21 protein-coding genes are annotated in these 24,324 nt (G+C 61.7%); 10 read left to right on the top strand and 11 right to left on the bottom strand.

Annotated elements, in window-relative coordinates:
• The gene (locus MHM97_RS00180; RefSeq protein WP_239318426.1) at positions 1-906 is read right to left on the bottom strand and encodes a MurR/RpiR family transcriptional regulator; all 906 of its coding nucleotides are present in this window, start codon (positions 904-906) and stop codon (positions 1-3) included.
• Positions 907-1,081: 175 nt separating this feature from the next.
• Here MHM97_RS00180 and MHM97_RS00175 point away from each other — a divergent pair, with 175 nt between their 5' ends.
• The 7 genes from MHM97_RS00175 to MHM97_RS00145 all read left to right on the top strand — a co-directional run bounded on the left by MHM97_RS00175 (position 1,082) and on the right by MHM97_RS00145 (position 7,900).
• Complete coding sequence (locus tag MHM97_RS00175; protein ID WP_239318425.1) at positions 1,082-1,600, top strand: TRAP transporter small permease; 519 nt, start codon at positions 1,082-1,084, stop codon at positions 1,598-1,600.
• Positions 1,597-2,883 carry a TRAP transporter large permease gene (locus MHM97_RS00170; protein ID WP_239318424.1) on the top strand — a complete coding sequence of 429 codons (1,287 nt, stop codon included), beginning with the start codon at positions 1,597-1,599 and terminating at the stop codon, positions 2,881-2,883. Before MHM97_RS00175 ends, MHM97_RS00170 begins: the two co-directional genes overlap by 4 nt.
• Before the next feature lie 49 nt (positions 2,884-2,932).
• On the top strand, positions 2,933-3,976 hold the full coding sequence (locus MHM97_RS00165; protein WP_239318423.1) for a TRAP transporter substrate-binding protein: 1,044 nt from the start codon (positions 2,933-2,935) through the stop codon (positions 3,974-3,976).
• Between the two features lie 63 nt (positions 3,977-4,039).
• Positions 4,040-5,506: a M81 family metallopeptidase gene (locus MHM97_RS00160; protein ID WP_239318422.1), complete on the top strand. Its 1,467-nt coding sequence runs from the start codon at positions 4,040-4,042 to the stop codon at positions 5,504-5,506.
• Complete coding sequence (locus MHM97_RS00155) at positions 5,506-6,561, top strand: D-TA family PLP-dependent enzyme (RefSeq protein ID WP_239318421.1); 1,056 nt, start codon at positions 5,506-5,508, stop codon at positions 6,559-6,561. Before MHM97_RS00160 ends, MHM97_RS00155 begins: the two co-directional genes overlap by 1 nt.
• Positions 6,558-7,484: a sugar kinase gene (locus tag MHM97_RS00150; protein WP_239318419.1), complete on the top strand. Its 927-nt coding sequence runs from the start codon at positions 6,558-6,560 to the stop codon at positions 7,482-7,484. Before MHM97_RS00155 ends, MHM97_RS00150 begins: the two co-directional genes overlap by 4 nt.
• 26 nt (positions 7,485-7,510) lie before the next feature.
• Entirely contained in the window at positions 7,511-7,900 is a 390-nt protein-coding gene (locus MHM97_RS00145; protein ID WP_239318417.1) for a RidA family protein, read from the top strand.
• 94 nt (positions 7,901-7,994) lie between these two features.
• Here MHM97_RS00145 and MHM97_RS00140 read toward each other — a convergent pair whose 3' ends face one another.
• Positions 7,995-8,840 (bottom strand): flagellin N-terminal helical domain-containing protein, encoded by an 846-nt coding sequence (locus tag MHM97_RS00140; protein ID WP_239318415.1) that lies wholly within the window; start codon positions 8,838-8,840, stop codon positions 7,995-7,997.
• A gap of 557 nt (positions 8,841-9,397) precedes the next feature.
• On the opposite strand from MHM97_RS00140, the gene MHM97_RS00135 reads away from it, so the two are divergent.
• Positions 9,398-10,390, top strand: a complete 993-nt coding sequence (locus MHM97_RS00135) for a cytochrome-c peroxidase (protein ID WP_239318414.1) — start codon at positions 9,398-9,400, stop codon at positions 10,388-10,390.
• Positions 10,391-10,400: 10 nt separating this feature from the next.
• On the top strand, positions 10,401-12,503 hold the full coding sequence (locus MHM97_RS00130) for a putative bifunctional diguanylate cyclase/phosphodiesterase (protein WP_239318413.1): 2,103 nt from the start codon (positions 10,401-10,403) through the stop codon (positions 12,501-12,503).
• A gap of 23 nt (positions 12,504-12,526) precedes the next feature.
• On the opposite strand, the gene MHM97_RS00125 is transcribed toward MHM97_RS00130, so the two are convergent.
• Positions 12,527-14,572, bottom strand: coding sequence for an NADH:flavin oxidoreductase (locus tag MHM97_RS00125; protein ID WP_239318412.1), 2,046 nt, complete (start codon positions 14,570-14,572; stop codon positions 12,527-12,529).
• A 93-nt stretch (positions 14,573-14,665) separates the two neighbouring features.
• Here MHM97_RS00125 and MHM97_RS00120 point away from each other — a divergent pair, with 93 nt between their 5' ends.
• A complete protein-coding gene (locus MHM97_RS00120; protein WP_239318411.1) occupies positions 14,666-15,286 on the top strand; it encodes a TetR/AcrR family transcriptional regulator in 621 nt (206 codons plus the stop codon).
• On the opposite strand, the gene MHM97_RS00115 is transcribed toward MHM97_RS00120, so the two are convergent.
• From MHM97_RS00115 to MHM97_RS00080, 8 genes are all read right to left on the bottom strand, one after another.
• Positions 15,283-16,074 (bottom strand): pyrroline-5-carboxylate reductase family protein, encoded by a 792-nt coding sequence (locus MHM97_RS00115; protein WP_239318410.1) that lies wholly within the window; start codon positions 16,072-16,074, stop codon positions 15,283-15,285. The genes MHM97_RS00120 and MHM97_RS00115 overlap by 4 nt on opposite strands.
• A gap of 24 nt (positions 16,075-16,098) precedes the next feature.
• Positions 16,099-17,064, bottom strand: a complete 966-nt coding sequence (locus MHM97_RS00110; RefSeq protein WP_239318406.1) for an ABC transporter ATP-binding protein — start codon at positions 17,062-17,064, stop codon at positions 16,099-16,101.
• Positions 17,064-18,038, bottom strand: a complete 975-nt coding sequence (locus MHM97_RS00105; RefSeq protein WP_239318405.1) for an ABC transporter ATP-binding protein — start codon at positions 18,036-18,038, stop codon at positions 17,064-17,066. Before MHM97_RS00105 ends, MHM97_RS00110 begins: the two co-directional genes overlap by 1 nt.
• Positions 18,038-18,979, bottom strand: a complete 942-nt coding sequence (locus MHM97_RS00100) for an ABC transporter permease (RefSeq protein WP_216012854.1) — start codon at positions 18,977-18,979, stop codon at positions 18,038-18,040. Before MHM97_RS00100 ends, MHM97_RS00105 begins: the two co-directional genes overlap by 1 nt.
• A complete protein-coding gene (locus MHM97_RS00095; RefSeq protein ID WP_009175819.1) occupies positions 18,979-19,959 on the bottom strand; it encodes an ABC transporter permease in 981 nt (326 codons plus the stop codon). The genes MHM97_RS00100 and MHM97_RS00095 overlap by 1 nt, the downstream gene beginning before the upstream one ends.
• 63 nt (positions 19,960-20,022) lie before the next feature.
• Positions 20,023-21,600 (bottom strand): ABC transporter substrate-binding protein, encoded by a 1,578-nt coding sequence (locus MHM97_RS00090; RefSeq protein ID WP_239318404.1) that lies wholly within the window; start codon positions 21,598-21,600, stop codon positions 20,023-20,025.
• 108 nt (positions 21,601-21,708) lie between these two features.
• Positions 21,709-23,289, bottom strand: a complete 1,581-nt coding sequence (locus MHM97_RS00085) for an ABC transporter substrate-binding protein (RefSeq protein WP_239318403.1) — start codon at positions 23,287-23,289, stop codon at positions 21,709-21,711.
• Between the two features lie 412 nt (positions 23,290-23,701).
• The gene (locus tag MHM97_RS00080; RefSeq protein WP_239318402.1) at positions 23,702-24,316 is read right to left on the bottom strand and encodes a hypothetical protein; all 615 of its coding nucleotides are present in this window, start codon (positions 24,314-24,316) and stop codon (positions 23,702-23,704) included.
• Positions 24,317-24,324 lie beyond the last annotated feature (8 nt).

Below are 24,324 nucleotides of genomic sequence, written 5' to 3'. Positions count from 1 at the left end.
TCAGTCGCCCAGGGGCTGCGGCCCCGTGCGACCGTGATAGGCGGTGAGAGAGGCCCGGATGCGGCGCAGGTTTTCGGTTGTGGCCTCGCTGCGCGCCTGCGCCACGGACATTGCCAGCGCATCCACGATCACCAGATGGGCATAGCGCGATGCGGTGGGTTTCAGGATGTCCGGATCTTCGGGCAGATCGGCCTCGATTGCGATGGTCGCTTCCTGCGCCAACCGGCTGCCGGGGCGGGTGATGGCCACGACCGTTGCGCCGTAGCCCCCGGCGATCCCCGCCGCGCTGACGATTTCATCCGCCGCGCCGCTGGTGGAGACCAACAGCAGCACATCGCCCGCGCCCAAGGTCGCCGCGCGCATCTGCAACAGATAGCTGTCGGAAACCGCAACTGCCGGAATTCCAAGCCGGAACATCCGGTTGGCCGCCTCCTGCGCCACCATGGTTGATCCGCCGCCGACCCCGGCGACCACGATCTGCCCGGCCTCCGTCAACGCCTGCACCGCCGCATCAAGCCGTTCGGGCACGATCTGCTGACGCATCACATTCACGGTCGCATAGAGCGCGCCCAACACCTGATCGACCGCGCCCGCGCCCCCCTCGGACACGTCCCGCTGACTGGGCGCGAGGTATTGCAGGCTGACCGCGAGGTTCTGTGCCAGGCGTAATTTGAACTCTCGAAACCCGTCACAGCCCATGCTCCGGCAAAAGCGCACAACCGTGGGCGTGCTGACCCCCACCGCCCCCGCAAGTTCGGCGATGGTCATGCCGGAAATCTCCTCGAGATGTGCCGACACGAAGTCTGCCACCTTCTGCTCACGCGCGGCAAAGGTGCCGTTCAACTGGCGGAGATTGGAGATCAGATCCACTGCGCCCTGTGCGGGGCCGTTGTCAGGTGTCGGCATCTGTCTCTCCGGTCATTTGATCAAGCGATTCTGTACCTAAGATACATTTTCAGGTCAAATCGCCATCGAATTCTTCCTTTATACACCCATATTTGTAGCTAAGTAACAAAAATGACTTGACGGAACCCGCAATACCTCCTGATTGTGTACCTTAATTACAAAACGGGGAGTCGTCATGATCGGGGATTTTGCAGGTCGGCTAAGCCACCAGATCAACCGCGGGACCGAGGTCATCCTTGCCGCACTGATGGTGGCTCTGGTGCTCGACGTCTGGATCGGCGTTGTGGATCGCTACTTCTTTCACTGGCAGCTGCCATGGCCCGAAGTGCTGGCGCGCTACCTGATGATCTGGTCTGCGATGCTGGCGGTCTCTTCGGGGATTGCGCGGCGCGAACATATCGGTCTGACGGCGGTCTTGCTGAACCTGCCCGCGCCGCTGCGCCGCGCGATGCTGATCGCCATCGACCTGATGACATTCGCCCTGTTTTTCTACGTGCTGTGGTTCGGCATCGGTTTTGCCGAAAGCGGCGCCAAGCGGCAGGCGATGATCCTTGGCGCGACGTTGCAGCCCTTCTACGCCGCAATCCCCGCCGCCGCGCTGGCCTGCGTGCAGGTGGTTCTGGTGATGGTCCGCGATGCCGGACGACAGCTTGATCTGCCCGAAACCGATAGCGAAGAAGGAGCAGGCGCATGATCGTCGGCATCTGTTTTGTCGTCCTGCTTGCCGTCGGCATGCCCATCGGCTTTGCCATCGGGCTTGCGGGTGTCATCGGTATCTTCAGCATGGGCGGCGGCACCACGTTCCTCGCCATCGGACCCAGCAAGATCTTCAACGGGCTCAATATCTTTCCGTTTCTTGCAATGCCCTTCTTCATCCTCGCGGGCGAGATCATGAACAGCACCGGCATCACCGGGCGGCTGGTGAAACTGGCGGAGGTGCTGGTGGGCCGCTTTCGCGGTGGCCTTGCCCATACCAATATGCTGGCCTCGGTGTTCTTTGCCGGTCTCACCGGGTCTGCCACCGCCGACGCCGCAGCCTTTGGCCGTACGTTGGTGCCCGCCATGGTCAAACAGGGGTACAAACGCGATTACGCCTGCGCGGTCACGGCTGCGGGGTCAATCATCGGCCCGACCATTCCGCCATCGGGGCTGATGGTGGTCTATGGCTCCTTGATGGGAGTCTCCATCGGTGGGCTGTTTGCAGCAGGGCTGCTGCCGGGATTGGTGATCTGTGCGGTCTGCATGGGCGTGATCGCCATTGGCGGCAAACGCGAGAACCTGCCCAAGGCCGACCGCGGTGCCACATTGGGAGAGGTCTGGAGGACGTTCCTCTCGTCGATCACTGCACTCCTGATGCCGATCATCATTCTTGGCGGCATCCTTGGCGGGATCGTCACCCCGACCGAGGCGGCCTCTATCGCTGTGGCCTATGCGCTGTTCATCGGCTTCTTCGTCTACCGCACACTGACCTTTCCCGACCTGTACGCGATGTTGGTGCGCACCGCGCGCATCACCGGTGTGATCTTCGTCATCATCGCCTTTGCCGGGATCTTGGGCTGGTGGATGAGTTTCGAGCGCATCCCGCAGGCCATTGCGGGCAGCGTGTTGGGCCTGTCGGAGAACCCTTATGCGGTGATCGCCATCATCATCTGCATCCTGCTGGTGGTCGGCATGGTGATGGATATCACCGCGATCCTGATCATCCTCGGCCCGGTGCTTGTGCCGCTCACCGAACAGATCGGACTGGAGCCGATCCATGCAGGCATCATCTTTGTGCTGGCGCTCAACATCTCTTTGATGACGCCGCCGGTGGGGGCCTGCCTGTTCGTGCTGTCCTCGGTCACGGGCGAGAAGCTGGAGCGGATCTCGGTCAAGCTCGCACCCTTCCTGATCGCCGAAGTGATCATCCTCTTCCTATTCGCATTCTGGGAGGACGCGGCCCTGATGCTGCCGCGTGCGCTCGGATTTGCCCCCTGATCGGGGCCACCAAACCAACCATCAAAAAACCAACAGTGAGGAAATCAAAATGAAAACAGTCCTGAAAACTGCTGTCGTTGGCGCGATTGCGGCCCTGACCGCCAGCTCCGCCATGGCCGGTGGCACCATCCGCTTTGGCCATGACAACAAGACAGATCCGTTTGAAAACCCGGCGCACGCCTGCACGGCTGTGTTTCAAAACATCGTCACCGCCGACACCAATGGCAGCGTCACGGTTGAAGTCTTTGGTTCCAACCAGCTTGGCACCGCTGCCGAACATGTCCAGCAGGTGCGTGACGGCGTCATTCAGGCGACACTCACCTCCACCGGCGCACTGGCGAGCTATTACCCGCGTATCGACGTGCTGAACCTGCCATTTGCTTTCGCCAACAACGCATCGACCTACTCGGTCTTTGACGGTGAATTTGGCGAGGCACTGGCGGCAGATATCGAGGCGGAACTGGGTGACGTTGTGGTGCTGGGCTTCCCGGATACGGGCGGGTTCTTTGCCGTCACCAACTCTCAGCGCCAGATCGCCAACCTTGAGGATTTCGACGGTATCCGCATCCGCACCATGACCCTGCCGAGCCACCAGAAAATCGTACAGGCCCTGGGGGCGGAGGCCTATCCGCTCAGCTGGGGGGAGGTCTATTCCGGTCTGCAAACCGGCGTGATCGACGGTCAGATGAACCCGGTGCCGATCATCTCCTTTGCGAATTTCGCCGAGGTGCAAAAGCACATGACACTCACCAACCACCTGTTCTCGCCCTACACCTTCATGGTCAACAAGGCGTTTTACGATGGTCTGACCGAGGCGGAGCAGAACACCCTGCACACCGCCGCCGAAAGCTGCGTCACCGCCAGCCGGGGTCTGTCGCGCATCATCGAGGCCTCGGATCGTGGTCTGGCGGGTCTGATGGACAAGATCGAAGTGACCGCCCTCTCCGCCGAGCAGCGCGCCGCGATGGCCGGTGCCACCCAGCCCGCGTTTGAGGCCCATGTGGCCGAGAACCTCGACGCCAAGGCGGGCGAATTGCTGACGCTCTTCAAATCCGAAGTCGGGAAGGCCAACGACGCCTCTTACCTCGACTAACGGTCCCCGTCCGGGGCGTGAGCGCGCTCGCGCCCCGGAACCTCAATTTCAAGGATTTGCCTCATGCGCGTCTTCTGCGCTTCTCTTGCCACCGAAACCAATACCTTCTCGCCGCTGCGCACGGATTTTTCCGACTTTGCGCAGAGCTTTTACGCCCCTCCGGGCGAACACCCGGACACTCCGACGCTGTGCTCCGCCGTGTTCCCGGCCTTGCGGCGGCGCGCAAAAGAAGAAGGGTTCACCCTGATCGAAGGCACCGCCACATGGGCGGAACCCGGCGGGCTGGTGAGTGCGGCAACCTGGGAACATCTGCGCGATGAGGTACTGAGCCAACTGAAGGCCGCCTTGCCGGTGGACGCGGTGATACTGGGCCTGCATGGCGCGATGATTGCGGATGGCTGTGTCGACTGCGAGGGCGAATTGATCGCCTCCGCCCGCGCGTTGGCGGGACCGGACGCCAAGATCGGCGTGAGCTTTGACCCCCACAGCCATCTGAGTGCCAAACGGGTCGAAAACGCCGACATCATCACCGTGTTCAAGGAGTTCCCACATACGGATTTTGTCGAGGCGGGCGAGGCTTGCGTGGATCTGACCCTGCGGGCCGTGCGCGGTGAGATTGCGCCCGAAATATCAGTCTTTGACGTGCGCATGATGGATGTGCTGCCAACCAGCATTCAGCCGATGCGCGGGTTCGTGGATAAGATCATGGGGCTGGAAGCGCGCGGCGAGATCCTCTCCGGCTCTGTCATTCACGGGTTCATGGCCGGCGACAGCCCCGACCTTGGCGCAAAGATCATCGTGATCACCGATGGCGACGCGAGTAAGGGCGACAGGATCGCGCGAGAACTTGGACTGGAGCTCTTTGGTTTTCGTGGTCGCACCAAACCCGATTTCCTACCCGCAGCCGAGGCCCTGCGGCGCGCCGATACCAGCACCAAGACCCCCGTTGTGGTCGCTGACGTTTGGGACAATCCGGGCGGCGGTGTTGCGGGCGATTCCACGATTTTGCTGCGCGAGGTGCTGACCCAACAGCTGGATGGCGTGGCCTTTGGCACCATTTGGGACCCGATGGCGGTGCGTCTGTGTTTCGCCGCCGGAGAGGGTGCCGCGCTGGATCTGCGCTTTGGCGGCAAGACCTCTGCCCACGCGGGCGCACCGGTGGACGCGCGGGTGACCGTGATGCGGCTTCAACGCGATGCGGTGCAGAGCTTTGGCACCTCGGTGGTGCCGCTTGGCGATTGCGCAGTGATCCGGATCGGGGATCTGGACATTGTGTTGAACACCAACCGCAGCCAGACGTTCTCACCCGATCTCTTCACTAACCTCGGCATTGATCTTGCGCAAAAACGCATCGTGGTGGTGAAATCCACCAACCACTTTCACGGGGCCTTTGCGCCAGTGGCTGGTGAGATCCTCTACGCTGCCGTTGATGGCCCCTATCCAAACGACCCGGCGCGCACCGACTACACCCGTCTGACCCGTGCGATCTGGCCGCGTGTTGAAACGCCGCATGCTGAGGAAACCGCCTGATGACCTTGCCCATCGACACCCCCGCTGTCCTCGTCGATCTGAACATCGCAGAGGCCAATGTCCGCGCCTTTCAGGACTATTGCGACAGCCACGGCCTGCAGCTTCGTCCGCATATCAAAACCCACAAACTGCCGCGTCTGGCAGAATATCAGATTGAACAGGGTGCCATCGGCATCACCTGTCAGAAAATCACCGAAGCCGAAGCCATGATCGCGGGTGGCGATATGCGTGATATTCTGATCACCTATAATATCCTCGGTCAGGACAAGGTCGCACGGCTGCGCGCCCTGTCGGAACAGGTGCGCCTGTCCGTCGTGGCGGATAATGCCGCTGTTGTCGAAGGGCTGAGTGCAGGGTTTGCGGATGCAAAAACCCCGCTCCCGGTGCTGGTCGAGTGTAATACCGGCGCGGACCGTTGCGGTGTGGAAACTCCGGCAGAGGCGTTGGAGCTGGCGTTGGCGATCAATGCCGCCCCCGGTCTGCGCTTTGCGGGGCTGATGACCTACCCGCCGACGGGGGGTGCGACGCAGGTCACCACATGGCTCGCCGAAGCCAAGGATTTGATTGAGGCCACGGACCTGACAGTAGAAGTGATTTCCTCTGGCGGATCACCCGATATGTGGCGCGCCCACCATATGCCACTCGCCACCGAATACCGGATCGGGACCTATATCTACAACGACCGCTCCTTGGTGACGCGTGGCACCTGCGACTGGGACGATTGCGCCCTGACGGTTCTGGCGACGGTGGTTTCCACCCCGTCAAAGACCCGCGCAATCATTGACGCAGGGTCCAAAGTTCTGACCTCGGATTTGCTTGGTCTCGATGGCTTTGGTCACGTTCTGGGGCACCCCGATCTGAAAATTGATCAACTGAGTGAAGAGCATGGCCGGATCACCTCGGATCAGCCAACCGGGCTTCGGGTTGGCGACCAACTCCGGATCGTGCCCAATCATGCCTGCGTGGTGTCGAACATGCTCGACCATGTCACGCTGATGCGCAGCGATGCGATCATCGGCACCGAACCCGTCGCCGCGCGGGGGCAAGTCTGGTGAGCAGTGCTCAGATTCTATGCCTTGGCGAGCCATTGGTGGAGTTCAACCAGACGCCTGACGGTTCCTTTGCGATGGGCTTTGGCGGTGATGTGTCAAACGTCGCCATCGCCGCTGCCCGACAGGGCGCGCGCGCAGGAATGATCACCCGTGTCGGCGATGATCCCTTTGGGGCGGCCCTTGGCGATCTGTGGTCTGACGAGGGCGTCTCGACCGCGCATGTCACCCGCGCCACCGGAGAAGAGACCGGCGTCTATTTCGTGACCCACGATGCGGACGGTCATCACTTCACCTATCGGCGCAAGGGATCAGCCGCCTCACGCCTCGCCCCCGCGGATCTGCCGCGCGCAGCCTTGCAGAACGGCCCGATCTTTTACGCCTCGGGCATCAGCCTTGCTGTGTCCCCCAGCATGCAGGACGCCGTGACCGAGGCCGCAGCACTCACGCGCGCCGCAGGCGGCATGTTTGCCTTTGATCCGAACCTGCGCCTTGCGCTCTGGTCGCTGGACGTGGCCCGCGAGACGACACATCGCTGCATGGCGACCTGTGACATTGCGCTGCCGGGTCTGGATGACGCACGGCAATTGACGGGCCTGAACACGGCTGAGGACATTGCCAGGTTCTATCACGACCTCGGCCCGCGCATCGTGGCCCTGACGCTGGGGGCTGAGGGCGTGCTGATCTCTGTCGACGGCGCGCAACGCAGGCTGTCCGGGCACCGCGTCGCGGCCAAAGACGCCACCGGCGCAGGTGACTGTTTCAACGGCGCTTTCCTCGCGCGCCTTCTGGCAACCGACGATCCATTCGCCGCAGCCGAGCATGCCAATATGGCAGCCGCGCTCTCGACCACCGGATTTGGTGCCGTGACACCGATCCCGCCCCTTTCCCAAACTCGCAACGCCCTTGAACAGGCGGTGCGGGGCTAAACTCCCAAACTATCAGGAGACTCCTCATGACAATTGAACGTATCGGCGCAGAGCGCACTGGCGCAGGCGGGCAGAACCTGCCGTTTTCCCCGGCCACCCGCGCTGGAGATTTTGTCTTTATTTCCGGTCAGGTCGCGATGAATGAACGGGGCGAGATTGAGCCCGGCGGCATCGAGGCACAGACCAAGCGCACCATGGAAAACGTGATCGCCGTACTGGCGCAGGCGGGCTGCACGCTGGACGACGTGGCCAAGGTCAATGTCTGGCTTGATGATCCGCGTGATTTCTGGACCTTCAACCGGGTCTACGCGAGCTATTTCCCCAACGGCGCTCCGGCACGCTCGACGGTGCGCTCGCAGTTGATGGTCGACGCCAAGATCGAAATCGATGTGACGGCGTATAAACCGGTCGCCTGATGCCGGATCGAAGACGCGCGAGGCGCTGCCTCATGCAAAAAAGGGGCGCGAAACGCGCCCCTGAAGTGTGACCTTCATCGTATGGTTCAGACGGTTAGTTGAACAACTGTAGCAGGGCCTGTGGCGCTTCGTTCGCAATGCCGAGCGATTGCACCGCCAGCTCCTGTTGGGTCTGTAGCGCCGACAATCGGGCCGATGCTTCTTCCATGTCGGTATCCGTCATTGTCGAGACCCCGAGGGTCATGGAGTCGACAAGGTCGGTCACGAACTGGGACTGATCGTCGATCCGCGCAGAGGCGGCCCCGAGGGCAGCAGCACCGGAGATGGCAGTCTGGAGATAGACCTCGATCTCTGCCAGAGCGGATTCGGCGGTTGCCGTATCGGTGATCGTGGTCAGGCTGGTGGACAGGTTCAGACTGGATTCGAAGCCCTGCGCCGCGATGGTAATATCCACCGAGGTCACGGTGCCACCGGCGCCGACGCGATCCAGCGAGGCCAGAACACCCATTTCGGTTGCCGTGCCGTCGATCGTGTTGGCCAGCAGGTTGGCGCCGTTGAACTGCGCCGCGGAAATGATCGATTCGATCTGATCCACCTTGGAATCAATGTCGGTCTGGATCTTGTCGTGGTCGACGTTCTCAGCCTGGGCAGAAACGATCAGTTCCTTGATTTCCACAAGCTTTTCAACGATCTGCTCGGCCCCTGCCGAAGCAACCGCAACGGTCGCATCGCCCATGGCCAGACCTTCCTCGATCGCTTCAAAACTCGCGATGTCGGATTCCATGGTCTTGGAAATCGCCCAAACCGCGGCGTTATCCTTGGCGGTGCCGATTTCCTTACCGGTGGAAATCGCGTTCTGTGTGTCGGTGAGGTTCATATTCACAGACTTCAGCGTCTGCAGGGCGACCATTGCACCATTGTTTGTCAAAATGCTGGACATAGCATGAGTTCCTTTGAGCAAGGAGCACTTTGGCCCCGATGTATTTCCTTGCCCCGTTATGGGGTTTCTCTCTCGTCTTTCTGAACGTGCGGGGCGCTTTGGCCACCACAACAAACTCAATAAGATGCAGGCCAACTCTTGCCGTGAGGATGCTAATGAAGAGCTAAAATGTCGGCGTATATATCTAAAATGCGAGTCAAATTGCAAAAGAGCGCCGTGTTCGCGCGGCCCCTTCAGCACCGATCTCCAGCACCATTTGGCCGCTTTGGCGTGGTGAGCGAACAGCCAGCAACCTCCTGTTTGGAATATACTTTTCTCGAATGTGCCGTGACTTCTGAAACCGGTGCATCCGCCATGACTCGGGCACCTGATCCGGGTGTTTCAGCAGCCGTCCATCAGGCGATAGAGGTCGAGAAGAGATAAATTAGACCGAGGATTTAATTTGTTTTTCAAAGAACTAACCGGGTTCTCGCGGTTGGAATAAACTGTTTTTTCACGGGCGCAACCTCACGCTGAACGGCAATTCAACGCTGTTCAAGGCTCCGGGGAAAGCAGCCGTGCATCTCATCAAGACCCTCTCTTTTTTGCTGTGCAGCGTCCTCCTGCTGGCAGCGGCCACCTTTCACGACCTGCGAGTCGGGTTTGAGCGCCCCGCCCGCATCGCCTTTCCCGAGACCAATCCCTATTCCCCGCAAAAAGCAGCGCTTGGCAAAATGCTGTTCTTTGACACCCGCCTGTCGGGCGCGCAGAATCTCAGCTGTGCCACCTGTCACAACCCCTCCTTCGGGTGGGAAACCCCGGCGTCGCGGGCGGTGGGCGCGATGAATCAGGCGCTGGAACGGCACACGCCCACGATCGAGAACCTGGCAGAGTCAGAGCATTTCTTCTGGGACGGGCGGGTCGGCAGCCTTGAACTGCAGGTCGTTGGGCCGATCACCCATCCGCTCAAGATGAATTCAAGCATGCGGCAGGTGGTGCGGCGGCTGGAGGCGATTTCCGGGTATCGCCGCTATTTCGAGATCGCATTTCCCGAAGACGGCCTGACCCAGGACAACATCGTGGCTGCCCTGGCCACCTATCTCCGCACCCTGCGGTCCGGATGGTCGCCCTTCGACGATTGGATCGAAGGGGACGAGGAGGCGATTTCCACCTCCGCCAAACGCGGCTTTGAGGTCTTTACCGGGGTCGGGCGGTGCAGCAGCTGCCACCAGAGCTGGGCCTTCACCGATCACGGGTTTCACACGATCGGACTGGCCAGCGATGACAGTGGCCGTGGCCTCCTGGATCCGGAGATGCAGTATCACTTCAAAACCCCGGGGCTGCGCAATATCGCCCTGCGGGCCCCCTACATGCATGACGGCAGCCTGACCACGCTGCGCGACGTGATCGCGCATTACCGCAGCGGCGGTGTTCCGCATCCGGACCGGCAGAACGACATTGCGCCGCTGGACGGGTTGTCGGACCGCAACGTCAATGACCTGCTCGCCTTCCTTGAAACACTGACGGCGTATGACCCGCATGTCTCGGCACCCTCGCTGCCTGTGGATTGAAGGACCCCCTATGTCGATCAAACGCCGTATTCTGGGACCAATTGTGTTGCTGATCCTCATCGGCATCGTTGCCGCGTCCTGCCTGTCGCTTGCTGCGATCCAGACGCAGAACGCCATCCAGAAATCCGACAGCACAACGCTGAAGACGCTACAAGCCACCGAACGTGCCCAACGCATCCGGGAAGAAATCGAAACGCAGCTGTCCCGCTTTCTTGAGTTCAACACCGTTCCCCCCTCCGCCCGGGTTTCCCGCCGTCATGGGCAGTTCGTAGACGGGTTTCAGGCCGTATGGTCCATTCTGGAGACCAGCGAGGGCTCGCAGCGCCAGAAGGCCATGACCCAACGCGTGGCACAACAGTTTGACGCCTGGAACACCGAAGCCTCGATCGCGCTTGGCCTGATTGCCGATACCCATGTGCCCTCGCACAGTCGCCTCGAACGCCTGGCCCGGAGGCTGGAGCTTGACCTTGTTGCCCTGGAGCAGGAAGTACGGGCCAGCGCGCTCCAGACCAATCGCAGCGAGCGCCGCAAATACGCCCGTCAGGTTGTGATCGTGTTTGCGGCGATGATCGTGGTGTTTCTGATTGCCGGTTCCATGTTTCTCGGGTTCGGCAGCCATCTCGTGTCCTCCCTCACGCGGCTGGCCGCTGCCATGGAGAGCATTCGCAACGGCAACTATGACACCACCGTCCGCGACCTGACCCGCGAGGACGAGGTCGGGCAGATTGCGCGCGGTGTGGCGGCCTTCTCTCATACGCTGCAGGATCTGAGCGCCGCAAAATCACGCATTGAGCATCTGGCGCTGCACGACCAACTGACCAACCTGCCCAATCGCCGGGCTCTGCAGGAATACCTGCAACGTCGTCTGGCGGAGGCGCCGGACAGCACCCGACCGGCAGCGATCCTGCATGTCGATCTGGACCGGTTCAAGCAGATCAACGATCTGATGGGCCACGCCGCCGGCGACGAAATCCTGCGTCATGCCGCCCGGGCGATGCAGCGACAGGTCGGCCCGGAGGATCTGACCGCGCGCGTTGGCGGAGACGAGTTTGTCATTGTTCTGCAAAACCCCGGCGACGAGGGCACCTTGCGGAGCTTTGCCCAATCCGTGATCGAAGCGGTGTCGCAGCCGATCGAGGTCTGGGGTGAGTTCATCAACGTCGGGGCCAGTATCGGCATCGCCTTTGCCGACGACAGCGAAGAAGATCCCGCCCGCATCCTGTCCAATGCCGACATCGCGCTCTATGTCGCCAAGAGCAAGGGCCGCGGGCGGGCGTCTTTCTACAACGATGCCACGCGTGCCAAATTCGAGGGCAACATGGCGCTGCTCAAGGATCTGCGGCGTGGTTTGGAGCAGGGCGAGATCACCGCGTTCTTCCAACCCCAGATCGATGGCCATACGGATGAGGTCATCGGGTTCGAAGCACTGGCGCGCTGGCATCACCCCGAACGTGGCATGCTCGACCCCGGTGTCTTCATCACGCTGGCCTTCGAACATGGCCTCGGGGACCGGTTGACGGAGCGGATCGTGTCAGATGCCATTGCCGCCCTGCAGGACTGGCGGCGCCGCGGCCTGCCCGCGCCTTGTGTCAGCGTCAATTTCTCGGCCAAGCAGCTGCGCGATGGTGGTCTGGTGGAATATCTCGACGATGCGCTTTTTGCGGCGAACCTCCAGCCCAAGGACATTGCCATCGAAGTACTGGAAAGCGTGTTGTTCAGCGACGGTGTGGACCCGGCCCTGAACACCATTTCCCAGCTCCAGGCACGCGGCTATCGGATCGAGCTGGATGACTTTGGCACCGGACATGCCTCGATCTCCAACCTGCGTCGATTCAAGGTCGACGGGGTCAAGGTGGATCGTGACTTTGTATCCGGCGTCGATCAGGACGCCGAACAGGAAATGATCCTGCGCACGATGATCGACCTGTGCCGCAACCTCGGCATCGAATGCCTGGCCGAAGGTGTCGAAACCGAGGTGGAGCAGGACAAGCTGCTGGCGCTGGGGTGCAGCCGCTTTCAGGGCTACGGCATCGCACGCCCGATGCCACAGCAAGCGGTGACCGAATGGCTTGAGGCCCGCGAGGGGCGCCAGACCACCTCCAGGGCGGTCTGACAGAATGGATGGAGGCTGCGTGCTCAGATGTCTTTCATCAGGCGCAGCGCATCGTAGATCGCCGCGTGGGTGTTGCGCGCCGAGACCGCATCGCCGATCCGAAACAGCTGAAACGCACCATCTGGGTTGCGGCTGACCGTCTGTGATTGACCGGCAATGAGCGCCTCATGGTCGACTTCGCCATGGTTCAGGCTCGCGGAACGCAACTCCTGATAGAGGTCATCATTGGGCAAGGTGCCATAGTTCACCACCACCTGATCGTAGGTCTGATCATAGGTGAAATCGCTGTAATCCGTGCCAATCGTGGCAACCAGTTCGTTGCCCTTTTGGGCCACGCCTAACAGGCGGCGAGTCACGGTGAAGGTCACATCCTTATCTTGCAGGGACCGCATATAAGGCACGAGGTTCATCGCCATGATCTCGGGCGCAAAGGTGCGGTCCGGAGTCATCACCTCAACCTCGGCGCCCGCCTCTGCGGCCACCTCTGCCGCCTGCAGGCCGGGGTGGTCGCCGCTTTCGTCATAGATCAACACACGGCCTGCCGGTTTCACATCCCCCGCGATCAGATCCCAGGCCGAGACCACATGCGCCGCCTCTTGCCCGGTCTCGAACAGTTCCAGATTGGGCAGCCCCCCGGTGGCGATAATGACCACATCCGGGGTCTCCGCCAGCACGTCGGCTTCCTCGGCCCAGGTATTAAAGTGAAACTGCACATCCCGTGCCGCGCATTGCGCCATGCGCCAGTCGATGATGGAGATCATCTCGCGGCGGCGCGGAGATTGCGCGGTCAGGCGGATCTGGCCGCCGGGGTCGGGCTGGGCCTCAAAGACCACCACCTTATGCCCGCGCTCGGCTGCGACGCGCGCCGCCTCCAGCCCCGCCGGGCCTGCGCCGACGATCACCACTTTCTTTGAGGTCTCAGCGGCTGTGATCTCATGCGGCATCGTCAATTCACGCCCGGTGGCGGCGTTGTGAATGCACAGCGCATCCCCCGCCTGATAGATCCGGTCCAGACAATAGGTCGCCCCCACGCAGGGGCGAATATCGTCCTCGCGCCCCTCGCGAATTTTGCGCACCACATGCGGGTCGGCCATATGCGCCCGCGTCATGCCCACCATATCCAACAGCCCCGCCTGCACCGCATGGCGCGCGGTGGCGACGTCGGGAATACGCGCGGCGTGAAACACCGGCAGGTCAGTTTCCTCTTTGACGCGGCCTGCAAAATCCAGATGCGGCGCGGATTTCATCCCCTGCACCGGGATCACATCGGTCATCGCCGGATCGGTATGGATGCGCCCTCTGATCACATTGAGGAAATCCACCTGCCCCGTTGCGCTCAGGATGCGGGTGATTTCCAGCCCCTCCTCTGCGGTGATGCCGCCTTTTTGCACCTCATCCGCTGTGAACCGCATACCCACGATGAACGCGTCCCCCACCCGCTTGCGAATGGCCGAGAGCACATCCATCGGGAACCGCAAACGGTTCTCCAAAGTATCCGCCCCATAGGGGCCGCTCAGATCATTGGTCAGCGGCGACCAGAACTGGTCGATCAGATGACCATAGGCCTGCAACTCGATCCCATCCATGCCCCCGGCCTTCATGCGTTCGGCGGCATCGGCGAAATCCGTGATGATACGCTCGATATCCCAGTCCTCGACAAGCTTGGGAAAGGTCCGGTGCGCCGGTTCGCGGTGCCGTGACGAAGACACCGACGGCAGCCAGTCGCCTTTGTTCCACCCCGTGCGCCGCCCCAGATGCGTCAGCTGGATCATTACCGCGCAGCCGTGTTCATGGCAGCCTTCGGTCAGGTCGGTGATCCACGGCACCACCTCGTCCTTGTAGGCGAGGATATTGTTGAACACCGGCGGGCTATCCTTTGAGACCGCCGCAGATCCCGCCGTCATCGCCAGCGCCACCCCGGCCTTTGCACGCTCCGCATGATAGGCGCGGTAGCGCGCCTTGGGCATGCCGTCCTCCGGATAGGCCGGTTCATGACTGGTGGTCATAATGCGGTTGCGAAGGGTCAGATGCTTCAGCTGAAAGGGCTGCAAAAGCGGATCGTGTGACATGGCGCTGCCTCATGGAATCAGGTGACTTGACACAAGTGTAAAGTCAGCCTGCATCGCAATTGACACATGTGTCAATTGTTTTAGAGTGCCCTCATGTCCAAACCCGCCTCCCCTCGCCCGCGCGGCTCGCGCGACCTCTGGCTCGATGCCGCGCTTGATCTCTTGGTCTCAAGCGGGATCGACGCGGTGAAAATCATGCCGCTGGCCCGCGCCGTGGATCAGACGCGCACGGGGTTCTACTGGTATTTCAAGGATCTCGGCGCGCTGCACGACGCCATGGTTGAGACATGGGAGGCCCGCAACACCGGCCAGATACAGGCCCGCTGCGAGGCCCCGGCGCAGACCGTCAACACAGCCCTGTTCAACCTGATGGATTGCTGGCTGGACCCGGCCCTGTTTGATGCCCGCCTCGATCTGGCGATCCGCAACTGGGCGCGCAATGACACCACATTGGCGGCGCGGCTTGATGCGGCGGATAATGCTCGCATCGCCGCCGTGCACGACATGTTCCTGCGCTTTGGCTACAGCAGGGAACAGGCCGATGTCAGAAGCCTCACCACGATTTACACGCAGGTGGGCTATATCTCGATGGAGGTCGAAGAGGACCCTGTCGCGCGGCTGAACCGCGTACCACATTACGTGGAGATGTTCTCGGGCCAGCCCCCGACACAGGCGGAAATCGCAGCGTTCATGGCGCGCCACACGTCGGGCTAGCCAATGGTGCGGCAGCGGGCGACCGCGGCGTCCAGCCCTTTTGCAAGCTCTGCGCCAATGTCTGAGGCCCGCAGCACCTCCAGCCCCGCAGCCGTAGTGCCAGCGTAGTCGATCATCTCCTGCACATGATCGCTGGGGCGGGCCGCGCCTGTCGCCATCATCTGCCCGGCACCGAGGAACAACTGCCGCACCGCCTTGTCGGCGACCTCGGACGGCAGGCCCTTGGCCTCGGCGTAACCCGCCATCACTTCGGCAAAATAGGCGACGAACCCCGGCACCGGCCCGGTCATCGCGGTGAAAACATCCAGATGCGCCTCCTGCGTGATCCGGTCCGTGCTGCCGCAGGCCTCAAACAGCGCCGTGGCAAAGGCGCGATCTGCATCCGACGTGGCCTCTGTCGCAACCCAGGGCGAATAGGCAAGCCGCTCTGCCGCCGCCGGGCTGCTCATGGCGCGAATGATCCGCGTTGCCCCGGTCATCTCGGAAATCCGGTCAATGGTGATCCCCGCCATGACGGAGATCACCAGTTTGTCTCTCAGGTCCAGCGACAGCGTGCCCATCGCCGCAGGCGGCACGCACAACAGCACCACGTCCGAGGCCGCAATCAGGGCTGTCATGTCCGTGGTGATGCTCAGCCCCGGATGACCCGAGAACCCGTCAAGCTTCCCGGACCGCGACGCTACCCAGATCCGCTCCTCGGCGACCATCTGCGCCTGCACAACCGCACGCAGGATCGCACTGCCCAGCATGCCCGTCCCTCCGATGATACCGAATGTCTGGTCTGCCATGGCACTGCGCTCCTGTTGTCTGTTTCAGCCCTCCGCCATGTGACAGGCGACTCGGGTTGTCCCGATCCTGCGCATCTCGGGGCGTTCTTGTCGACAGATGTCACCGGCCAGCGGGCAGCGCGGGTGAAAGGCGCAGCCGGGCGGCGGGTTGATCGGATCGGGGATTTCACCTTCGGGCGGGGCCACCTCGCGGCCGAACCCATCCATACGCGGGGCGGCCTCCAGCAGCATCTGCGTATAGGGGTGTTTGGGGCGCTCGAATAATTCGTCCGGTGCGCCCTCCTCAACCAGACGCCCGAGGTAGAGCACCCCGATCCGGTCCGCCATATGCTGCACCACCGTCAGATCGTGGGTGATCAGCACATAAGTCAGGCCAAAGTTATCCTTGAGGTCGCTCATCAGGTTCAGCACCTGCGACTGCACCGACACATCCAGCGCCGAGGTGGGCTCGTCACAGACGATCAGGCGCGGCTCGGAGGCCAGCGCGCGGGCAATACAGATCCGCTGCCGCTGCCCGCCGGAGAACTCATGCGGGAACTTGCCCGCGTCTTTCACCGACAGACCCACCTGTTCCAGCAGGCGTTCGGCCAGCCCATCGGTCTTGCCACCACGCGCCGCCACGGGTTCAACGATGATGTCACGCACCCGCCAGCGCGGGTTGAGCGAGGCGTAGGGGTCCTGAAAGATCATCTGGATGTCAGAGCGGATCGCATCGACCTTGGCGGCGTCTGTCTCGTTCGCCAGATCAACGCCTTCGATCTCCACATTGCCGTCCGAGGGATTCAAAAGCCCCACCAGCATGCGGCCAATGGTGGATTTGCCGGACCCGGATTCGCCAACCAGCGCATAGGTGGTCTGCGGCTCAACCTCGAAATCCACATCTGACACAGCGGTCAGAAAAGCCTTGGGTTCACGTTCGATCACCCGGTTCAGCCAGGGTTTGGACACGTCAAACACACGGCTCAGGTTCTTGACGGAGACAAGCGCCATCAGGAGGCCTCCTCATGTTGTAGCGGGAACCAGCAGGCAGCGGCAGCACCGTCGACCTTGGGCGCAGGTGCCTGTCGGCATTTGTCGGCCACGTGCGGACAGCGCGGATTGAAAGCACAGCCATCGGGCACCGCATCCAGACGCGGCATCGCGCCGGGGATCTGGTGCAGACGTTTCTGCCCACGCGACGCCAGCGGCGTCGAGGCCATCAAGCCATGGGTATAGGGGTGCTCCGGCGCGGTGATCACATCGCGCACCGGGCCAAGCTCGGCCAGCCGCCCGGCATACATCACCGCCACACGATCAGCGGCCTCGGCAATCACGCCCATATCATGCGTAATCAACATCACCGCCGTGCCCCGCTCACGACAAAGCCGTTTCAGCAACGCGATGATCTGCGCCTGCACCGACACATCAAGCGCGGTTGTCGGCTCGTCCGCGATCACCAAGGACGGCTCTGCACAGAGCGCCAGGGCGATCACCACCCGCTGCCGCATACCGCCGGAAAATTCGTGCGGGTAGCTGTTTACACGTTTGGCAGCACCGGGAATACCGACTTCTTCAAGCGCAGCAACCGCGCGTTTCTCCGCTTCGGATTTGCTGATCGGCAGATGGGTCAGCATGGTCTCAACCAGTTGATCCCCGATCCGCAACAACGGATTGAGCGAGGTCAGCGGGTCCTGAAAGACCATACCGATTTCCTTGCCCCGGAGGCGGCGCAGCGCGTCACCCTTCAGGGTGTCGATGCGTTTGCCATTAAGCCAGATCTCGCCAGAGGAGACATGCGCCGGCGGATTGAGCAGGCCGATGACGGCATTGCCCGCCATCGACTTGCCGGCGCCACTTTCGCCAACGATGCCGAGGATCTCGCCCTTGGCAATGTCATAAGAGACGCCATCGACCGGTTTCAGAATGCCGTGGCGGGTTGGGATTTCCACACAAAGGTTGCGGATGGACAGAACAGGGTCAGCCATTAGCGAAGCCTCGGGTTCAGGGCGTCACGCAGCCAGTCGCCCAGCAGGTTGACGCTGAGCGCCAGTCCCAACAGCGTGATCGCAGGGAAGAGAAGAATCCACCATTCGCCAGAGAACAGGAAGCCCTGCCCAATGCGAATGAGTGTACCAAGAGACGGCTGGGTCGGCGGCGCGCCCACCCCGAGGAACGACAGCGTCGCCTCGGCAATGATCGCCAGCGCCAGCGAGATGGTGGCGATGACCAACACCGGCGACAGCACATTGGGCAGGATATGCCGCAACATGATCGCGCCAGAGCGTCGTCCGATCAGCCGGGCGGCCTCGACGTATTCCTTGTTTTTTTCAACAAGGGTCGCGCCACGCACGACGCGGGCAAACTGCACCCAATCCGACAGGCCAATCGCAAGGATCAGCACCCAGATCGCCATCTGATCGCGGTATTCCACCGGGGTGATGCCCTTGGCGACACCAAAGATCAGCATCGCCACAAGGATCGACGGAAAGGTCAGCTGCACATCGGCGACGCGCATAATCACCGTCTCAACCCAGCCACCGAGGTAACCGGACAACAAGCCCAGCGTGATCCCGAGCACCATGGCGAACAGAACGGCAGCGACGCCAACGAACAGCGAAATTCGCATACCATAAAGGATGGTCGAGAACACATCGCGGCCCTGATCGTCGGTCCCCATAAAGAACGTCTCACCGGTGAAATCATTGGGCGACATCGGCGGCGTGAAGCCGTTCATCAGGTTGAGCGAGGCCGGGTCAAACGGGTTGGTGGGCGCAATCAGCGGCGCAAAGACCGCCGAGAGCACCAGAACCAGAACCACCACGGTGGAGACCACCGCCACGGGCGAGCGTTTGAAGGTATAGAACAGATCGCTTTCCAGCGCGGTGCGCAGGCGCGATTTCTGGGCGGGGGTAGATGTCCCGGACATTAGTGACCTCCCTTGCGATCAACGCGCAGACGCGGATCGATAAAGAAATAGAGGATATCGACGATCAGGTTGATGCCGACGAACATCACCGAAATCAGCATCAGATAGGCTGCCATCACCGGGATATCGACGAACTGGATCGCGTTGATGAACAACAGGCCGACACCGGGCCATTGGAACACCGTCTCGGTGATGATGGCGAATGCGATGATCGCGCCCACTTGCAGGCCGATTACGGTTATCACCGGTACCATGGTGTTCTTCAGCGCGTGACGGAAATGCACGGTGCGATCCCGCAGGCCACGGGCGCGGGCAAAGCGGATATAATCCTGCCGAAGCACCTCAAGCATTTCCGAACGCACCAGCCGCATGATGAGCGTCATCTGATAAAGCCCCAGCGTGATCGACGGCAGGATCAGCGCCTTGAGGCCACTTGCGGTTAAGAACCCCGTGCTCCAGCCGCCAAGGTCGACCACCTCGCCGCGCCCGAAACTCGGCAACCAGCCAAGTTCCACGGAAAACAGATAAATCAGCAGGATACCAATCAGGAAGGTCGGCAAGGACACCCCTATGAGGGAGCCCGACATAATAAGGTTGGCCGTGATCCCGTTTCGCTTGATGGCGGTAAAGACCCCAAGCGCAATGCCGAATATGATTGCCAGAATGCCCGAGACCGCCGCCAGTTCCAGTGTTGCGGGCGCGCGTTCCATCAGGATGTCGATAACGGGGCGCCCCTGCCGGTAGCTAACCCCGAAATTGCCCTGCACGGCGTTTTCGAGAAACCGGTAGTATTGCACCACAAAGGGCTGATCGAGGCCAAGTTGTCCGCGCAGCCGTTCGATGTCCTCGGCGGTGCGCTCCTGGCCCAGCATGTTGTCGATCGGGTCACCGACAAAGCGGAACATGGCAAAGGCCACGAGTCCGACGATAAGAAGAACCAGCGCGGATTGGGCCACGCGCCGGATGATATAAGCGAGCATATCCGTGCTCTCCTGTGGGTGGATGAAGGGGGCCGAGACCCCCGTCTGCCTTGATGAGCGGCGTTAGTTAACGGAGACCCAGCGCAGAATAAAGAAGTTATCCGGCCTTTGGGTCAGGGTGACGTTGCTGCCGGTGCCCCAGACCAGCGGTTGCACATAAAGCGGCACATAGGCGGTCTCGTCCTGCAAGACCTGCGCCACCTCATCGAGCATCCCCTGCCGGGTCGGCTCGTCGATCTCGGACTGGATCCTGGGCAGCAGTTCATCCACGCGTGCGTTGGAATAGCCGCCAAAGTTCCACGAACCGAGCTTCTTTTCCTCATTGGGGGTTGCCGCAAGGAAGCGGATCGGGTGTTCCGCATCAAAGGTGCCCGGCGACCAGCCCAGAAGGTACATGTCATAGTTTCCGGCCCGCAGTTCCGGCCAGTAATTCTGCACCGGCATCGCATCCAGCGTTGCCGTGAGCCCCACCTGCGCCAGCATGGCGGTGGCCGCCTGACAGACCGCCTCATCATTGAGATAACGATTGTTGGGGCATTTCAGACCAAAGGAGAACCCATCCGGATAACCTGCCTCGGCCAGCAGTGCCTTCGCGGCCTCCGGATCATACGCCGGCGCATCCGCGAGTGCCTCGGAATAGCCCCGCATGGCGCTGCTCACCAGTTGGTTCACTGGCTCGGCATTGCCACGCATGATGGTGCGCAGGATCGCGGGCACATTGATGGCATGGGCAACGGCCTTGCGCACGCGCGCATCGGCAAACGGGTTGCCCTCGGTTTCGGCGGAATATTTCAACGCCTCCGCCTGATGCGGAAAGCCCAGCATGATCACACGCGCCTCGATGCCCTGCACGACTTTCACATCCGGGTTGCCTTGCAGGCGCTGAACGTCCTGAATGGGCACCGGGTTGATCATGTCCACATCGCCGGACAACAGCGCCGCAAGCGCTGTGGCCGGGTTCTGGATCGGGGTCATTTCGGCGCGGGTGATGTTGTGTTCGGGCTCACCCCACCACTCCGCAAAAGGCTCCAACACCGTGCGCAGGCCCGGCTCGCGGGTTGTCACACGAAACGCGCCGGTGCCATTGGCATTGAGCGTGGCAAAGTTGCCGCTTTCCTTGTCGGGGCGGGTCGCCGCGTTGGCCGCGGCCCAGCCGCTGTCCATGATCATCCAGTTGGCGATACTGTCGGGAAAGATCGGGTTGGGAGAATGGGTCAGGAAATCAACGGTGTAGTCATCGACCCTGACCACATCCGAGACCGGCGCAAACCAGCTTGCGGTGTCCGATTCCGGGCTGGATGCACGCTCATAAGAGAACAGCACATCCTCTGCATCAAAGGTGCTGCCGTCCTGAAACGTCACCCCCTCGCGCAGGAAAAACCGCCAGCCTTCGCCGTCGCCGATCGGCTCCCAGCCAGTGGCCAGCGCAGGCTCGATGCTCATATCCTTGCCGCGCCGCACGAGGCCTTCATAGACGTTGTTCAAGAACCCCAAAACGGGGGTGGAGTTGACCGCATGCGGGTCCATCGTCTGCGGATCGGTGGTCACCGCCCATGAAAATTCCTTGGCCTGAACGGCAGGCACAAGAGCTGCGGGGAGACAGGCTGCCGCGCAGGCAGCGGTGCGTAAGAGACGGAGCATCGGGAAGTCCTTTCCGGTCAATGCGCGTGTCGCCGGGATGCGTATGCGCCCCGGCGACCTTGGCATGTCATGCAGCACACCGGGCGCGCCGGTCCGCTGCGACAGAGATCAGTTCATCTTGAAGTATTTGACCTTCGGCTGATCTTCGGGATCAACCGCGATGTCGACCTTCTCGGACATGCCCCAGTTCAGCACCTGATGGTGGATCGGGATGTAGAGCTGCTCGTCCTGAACCACCCGCCAGATATCCGCGATGTCCTGATTGCGGGCGTCCAGATCGGTGTTCGAAGCCAGCGATTTGATCTTCGCGTCCAGCTCATCATTGTCGTAGCCGGTGCCGTTCCAGGTGCCGATGTCGCTTTCACGACCATGCACGAGGAAGTTGAAGATATACTCGGAATCATATGTCGGCACGCCCCAACCCAGCATGTAGAAATCGGTCTTGCCATCGGTGATCAGCGGGAAGTGCTGCGCCTTGGGTTTGGCGTCGAGGTTCACGGTGATGCCGATCTGACCGAGCATGCCCACGGCGGCCTGACAGATCGGCTCGTCGTTGACATAGCGGTCATTGGGGCAGTCCAGACGGATCGAGAAACCATCGCCGTACCCCGCCTCAGCCATCAGCGCCTTGGCACCTTCGATGTCGGTCTTGGATTCCGCATCCATCTCTTCGGTCCAGCCGTTGACGAACGGCGGTGCGATCATACCCGCAGGCTGGGACTGGCCGCGCATCACAACCTTCTGGATCGCATCGCGGTTGATCGCCATCGACATCGCCTTGCGCACGCGCACATCCGCAAGCGGGTTCTTGCCGTCCACATTGTCGGCCTCGATGTCATCGGCGCCCATGTTCATGCCAAAGAAGATCACCCGGTTCTGCGGCGCCTGGCGCACCATCAGGCCATCGGCGCCATTGACGCGGTCCAGATCCTGCACCGGCATGTCCTGAAGGAAATCCACCTCGCCCGACAAAAGCGCCGCCACACGGGTCGCGGGGTTCTGGATCGGGGTATAGACGATTTCGGTCACCTCAAGCGGGAACTGGTCCTTGCCCCAGTAGCTCTCGTTGAGGGTCATCACGGTTTTGACGTCCGGCTCGCGGCTTTGCAGCACATAGGGGCCGGTGCCGTTGGCATTGGTGGTGGCATAGGTGATCTCGCCACCCTCGAAGTCCTGCACGTTCACGGTGTCGTTGGCCTCGGTCCAGCCCTTGTCCATGATGAACAGGTTGGTGAGGTTCGACGGCAGGATCGGGTTCGGCCCGTCGGTGACAATCTCGACGGTCAGATCGTCAACCGCGCGCACCTCGGTGATGGAGCCGATGAGCTCCTTCATGTCGGAGTTTTCCTGCTTGGCGCGGGTGAAGGAGAACACCACATCCTCTGCGGTGAAGTCTTCGCCGCCGTGGAATTTCACACCTTCGCGCAGCTTGAACACCCAGACGTTCGGATCGCCCTCTTTGGGGGCCCATTCGGTCGCCAGTGCAGGTTCGAACGCGCCGGTCACATCGCGGATGATGAGTGGTTCATACATCTGGTGGCGGATGGTATGCGTCGGCCCTTCGTTCTGGGCGTGCGGGTCCAGCGTCAGCGCGTCGCCGGAGCGCGCCCAGCGCAGGGTTTCCGCGCTCAACGGCGCGGCCGACGCCAAGAGAAGCGACGTCAGTGTCAGTGCAGTAGTGGTCTTCATGGGACCCCCCTCGTCGTTTTTTATCAATGTCTGTCAGCCGGTCCGACCTGGCGGCTCGCGGCCCATACGGCGCAGTCTTGGCGAACACCCAGGGTTTGACAAGACCGCAACGCTGGATTGGATAAAATATATTTGGTGAATATATTTTCGGCGATGGTCAAGCCATCAGCCTCCCGAAAATGCTGGAAAATCGCGTGGTGATCCCGGGCTCCCGTCCCCGGATCAGGGGCGACAACCGTCGAAGTCTGACAGGCGCAGCGCGGGCCTGCCTATGCTTGCTGTGATGCGTGCCGCGTGGTGGCTTGCGGCACGATTTCCATTGGCGCGGCGCAGACCTGCCAGGCCTGGCCGCGCAAACAAGAATCATTGCCGGGGCAACACCCGTCGCCCCGTGCGCGCCAAATCCCCTGGGTCATTCTGCCGGGCAGGGCTGACCCGCAGCGCCCCAAAGCGCCATATCCTCGACATGCTCTTCCAGCGTGCGGGGCGCGGGTTCGCGGTCTCCACCCGGCGACCACCCCCAGGCCACCGGCCCGTTGAGACTGGCGTCATGTTCCAGATGCTCAACGAGTTCGCGCCAGTCGCGTCCGCCGTTGCGCTCCGGGTCCTTGAGCTGCGCACAGATCTCGGCGCGCGATTTGCCGAACCACTCGAACTCCACCGGGGCCAGTTGCCAGGCAATACCAAAGCGCGGCGCGGCGTGTGGTGCGGTGTCAAAATCATCCGAGGTCACATGGCAGGTCTGACAGGGCAGGAACTCCGCCCCGATCCGGCTCTCACCGGCATTGATGTGCATCCCATGCGGGCGCGCCTCACCGTAGCTTGGCCCGGACCACATCGGGATATTGTCCTCGCCCACGTGGCAGTTGGCGCATCTGGGATGGATCACCACCTCGTAGATGCGTTCAAACGCCGCCTGCCCGTCTGCGCGACTGATGCTGCCCTCTTCCGGCAGGGTCAGCGCACCTTCGGCAAGGGCTGCACCGGCGATAGAAACCGCGGCAAGGATGACAACGCTCTTTTGCATGTCCCGGC

This window comes from Epibacterium sp. Ofav1-8 (assembly GCF_022348185.1).
In the GTDB taxonomy this organism is placed as follows: Bacteria; Pseudomonadota; Alphaproteobacteria; order Rhodobacterales; family Rhodobacteraceae; genus Epibacterium.
Note: the sequence above shows the minus strand (reverse complement) of the source record. Positions and strands in the feature narration are given on the sequence as shown.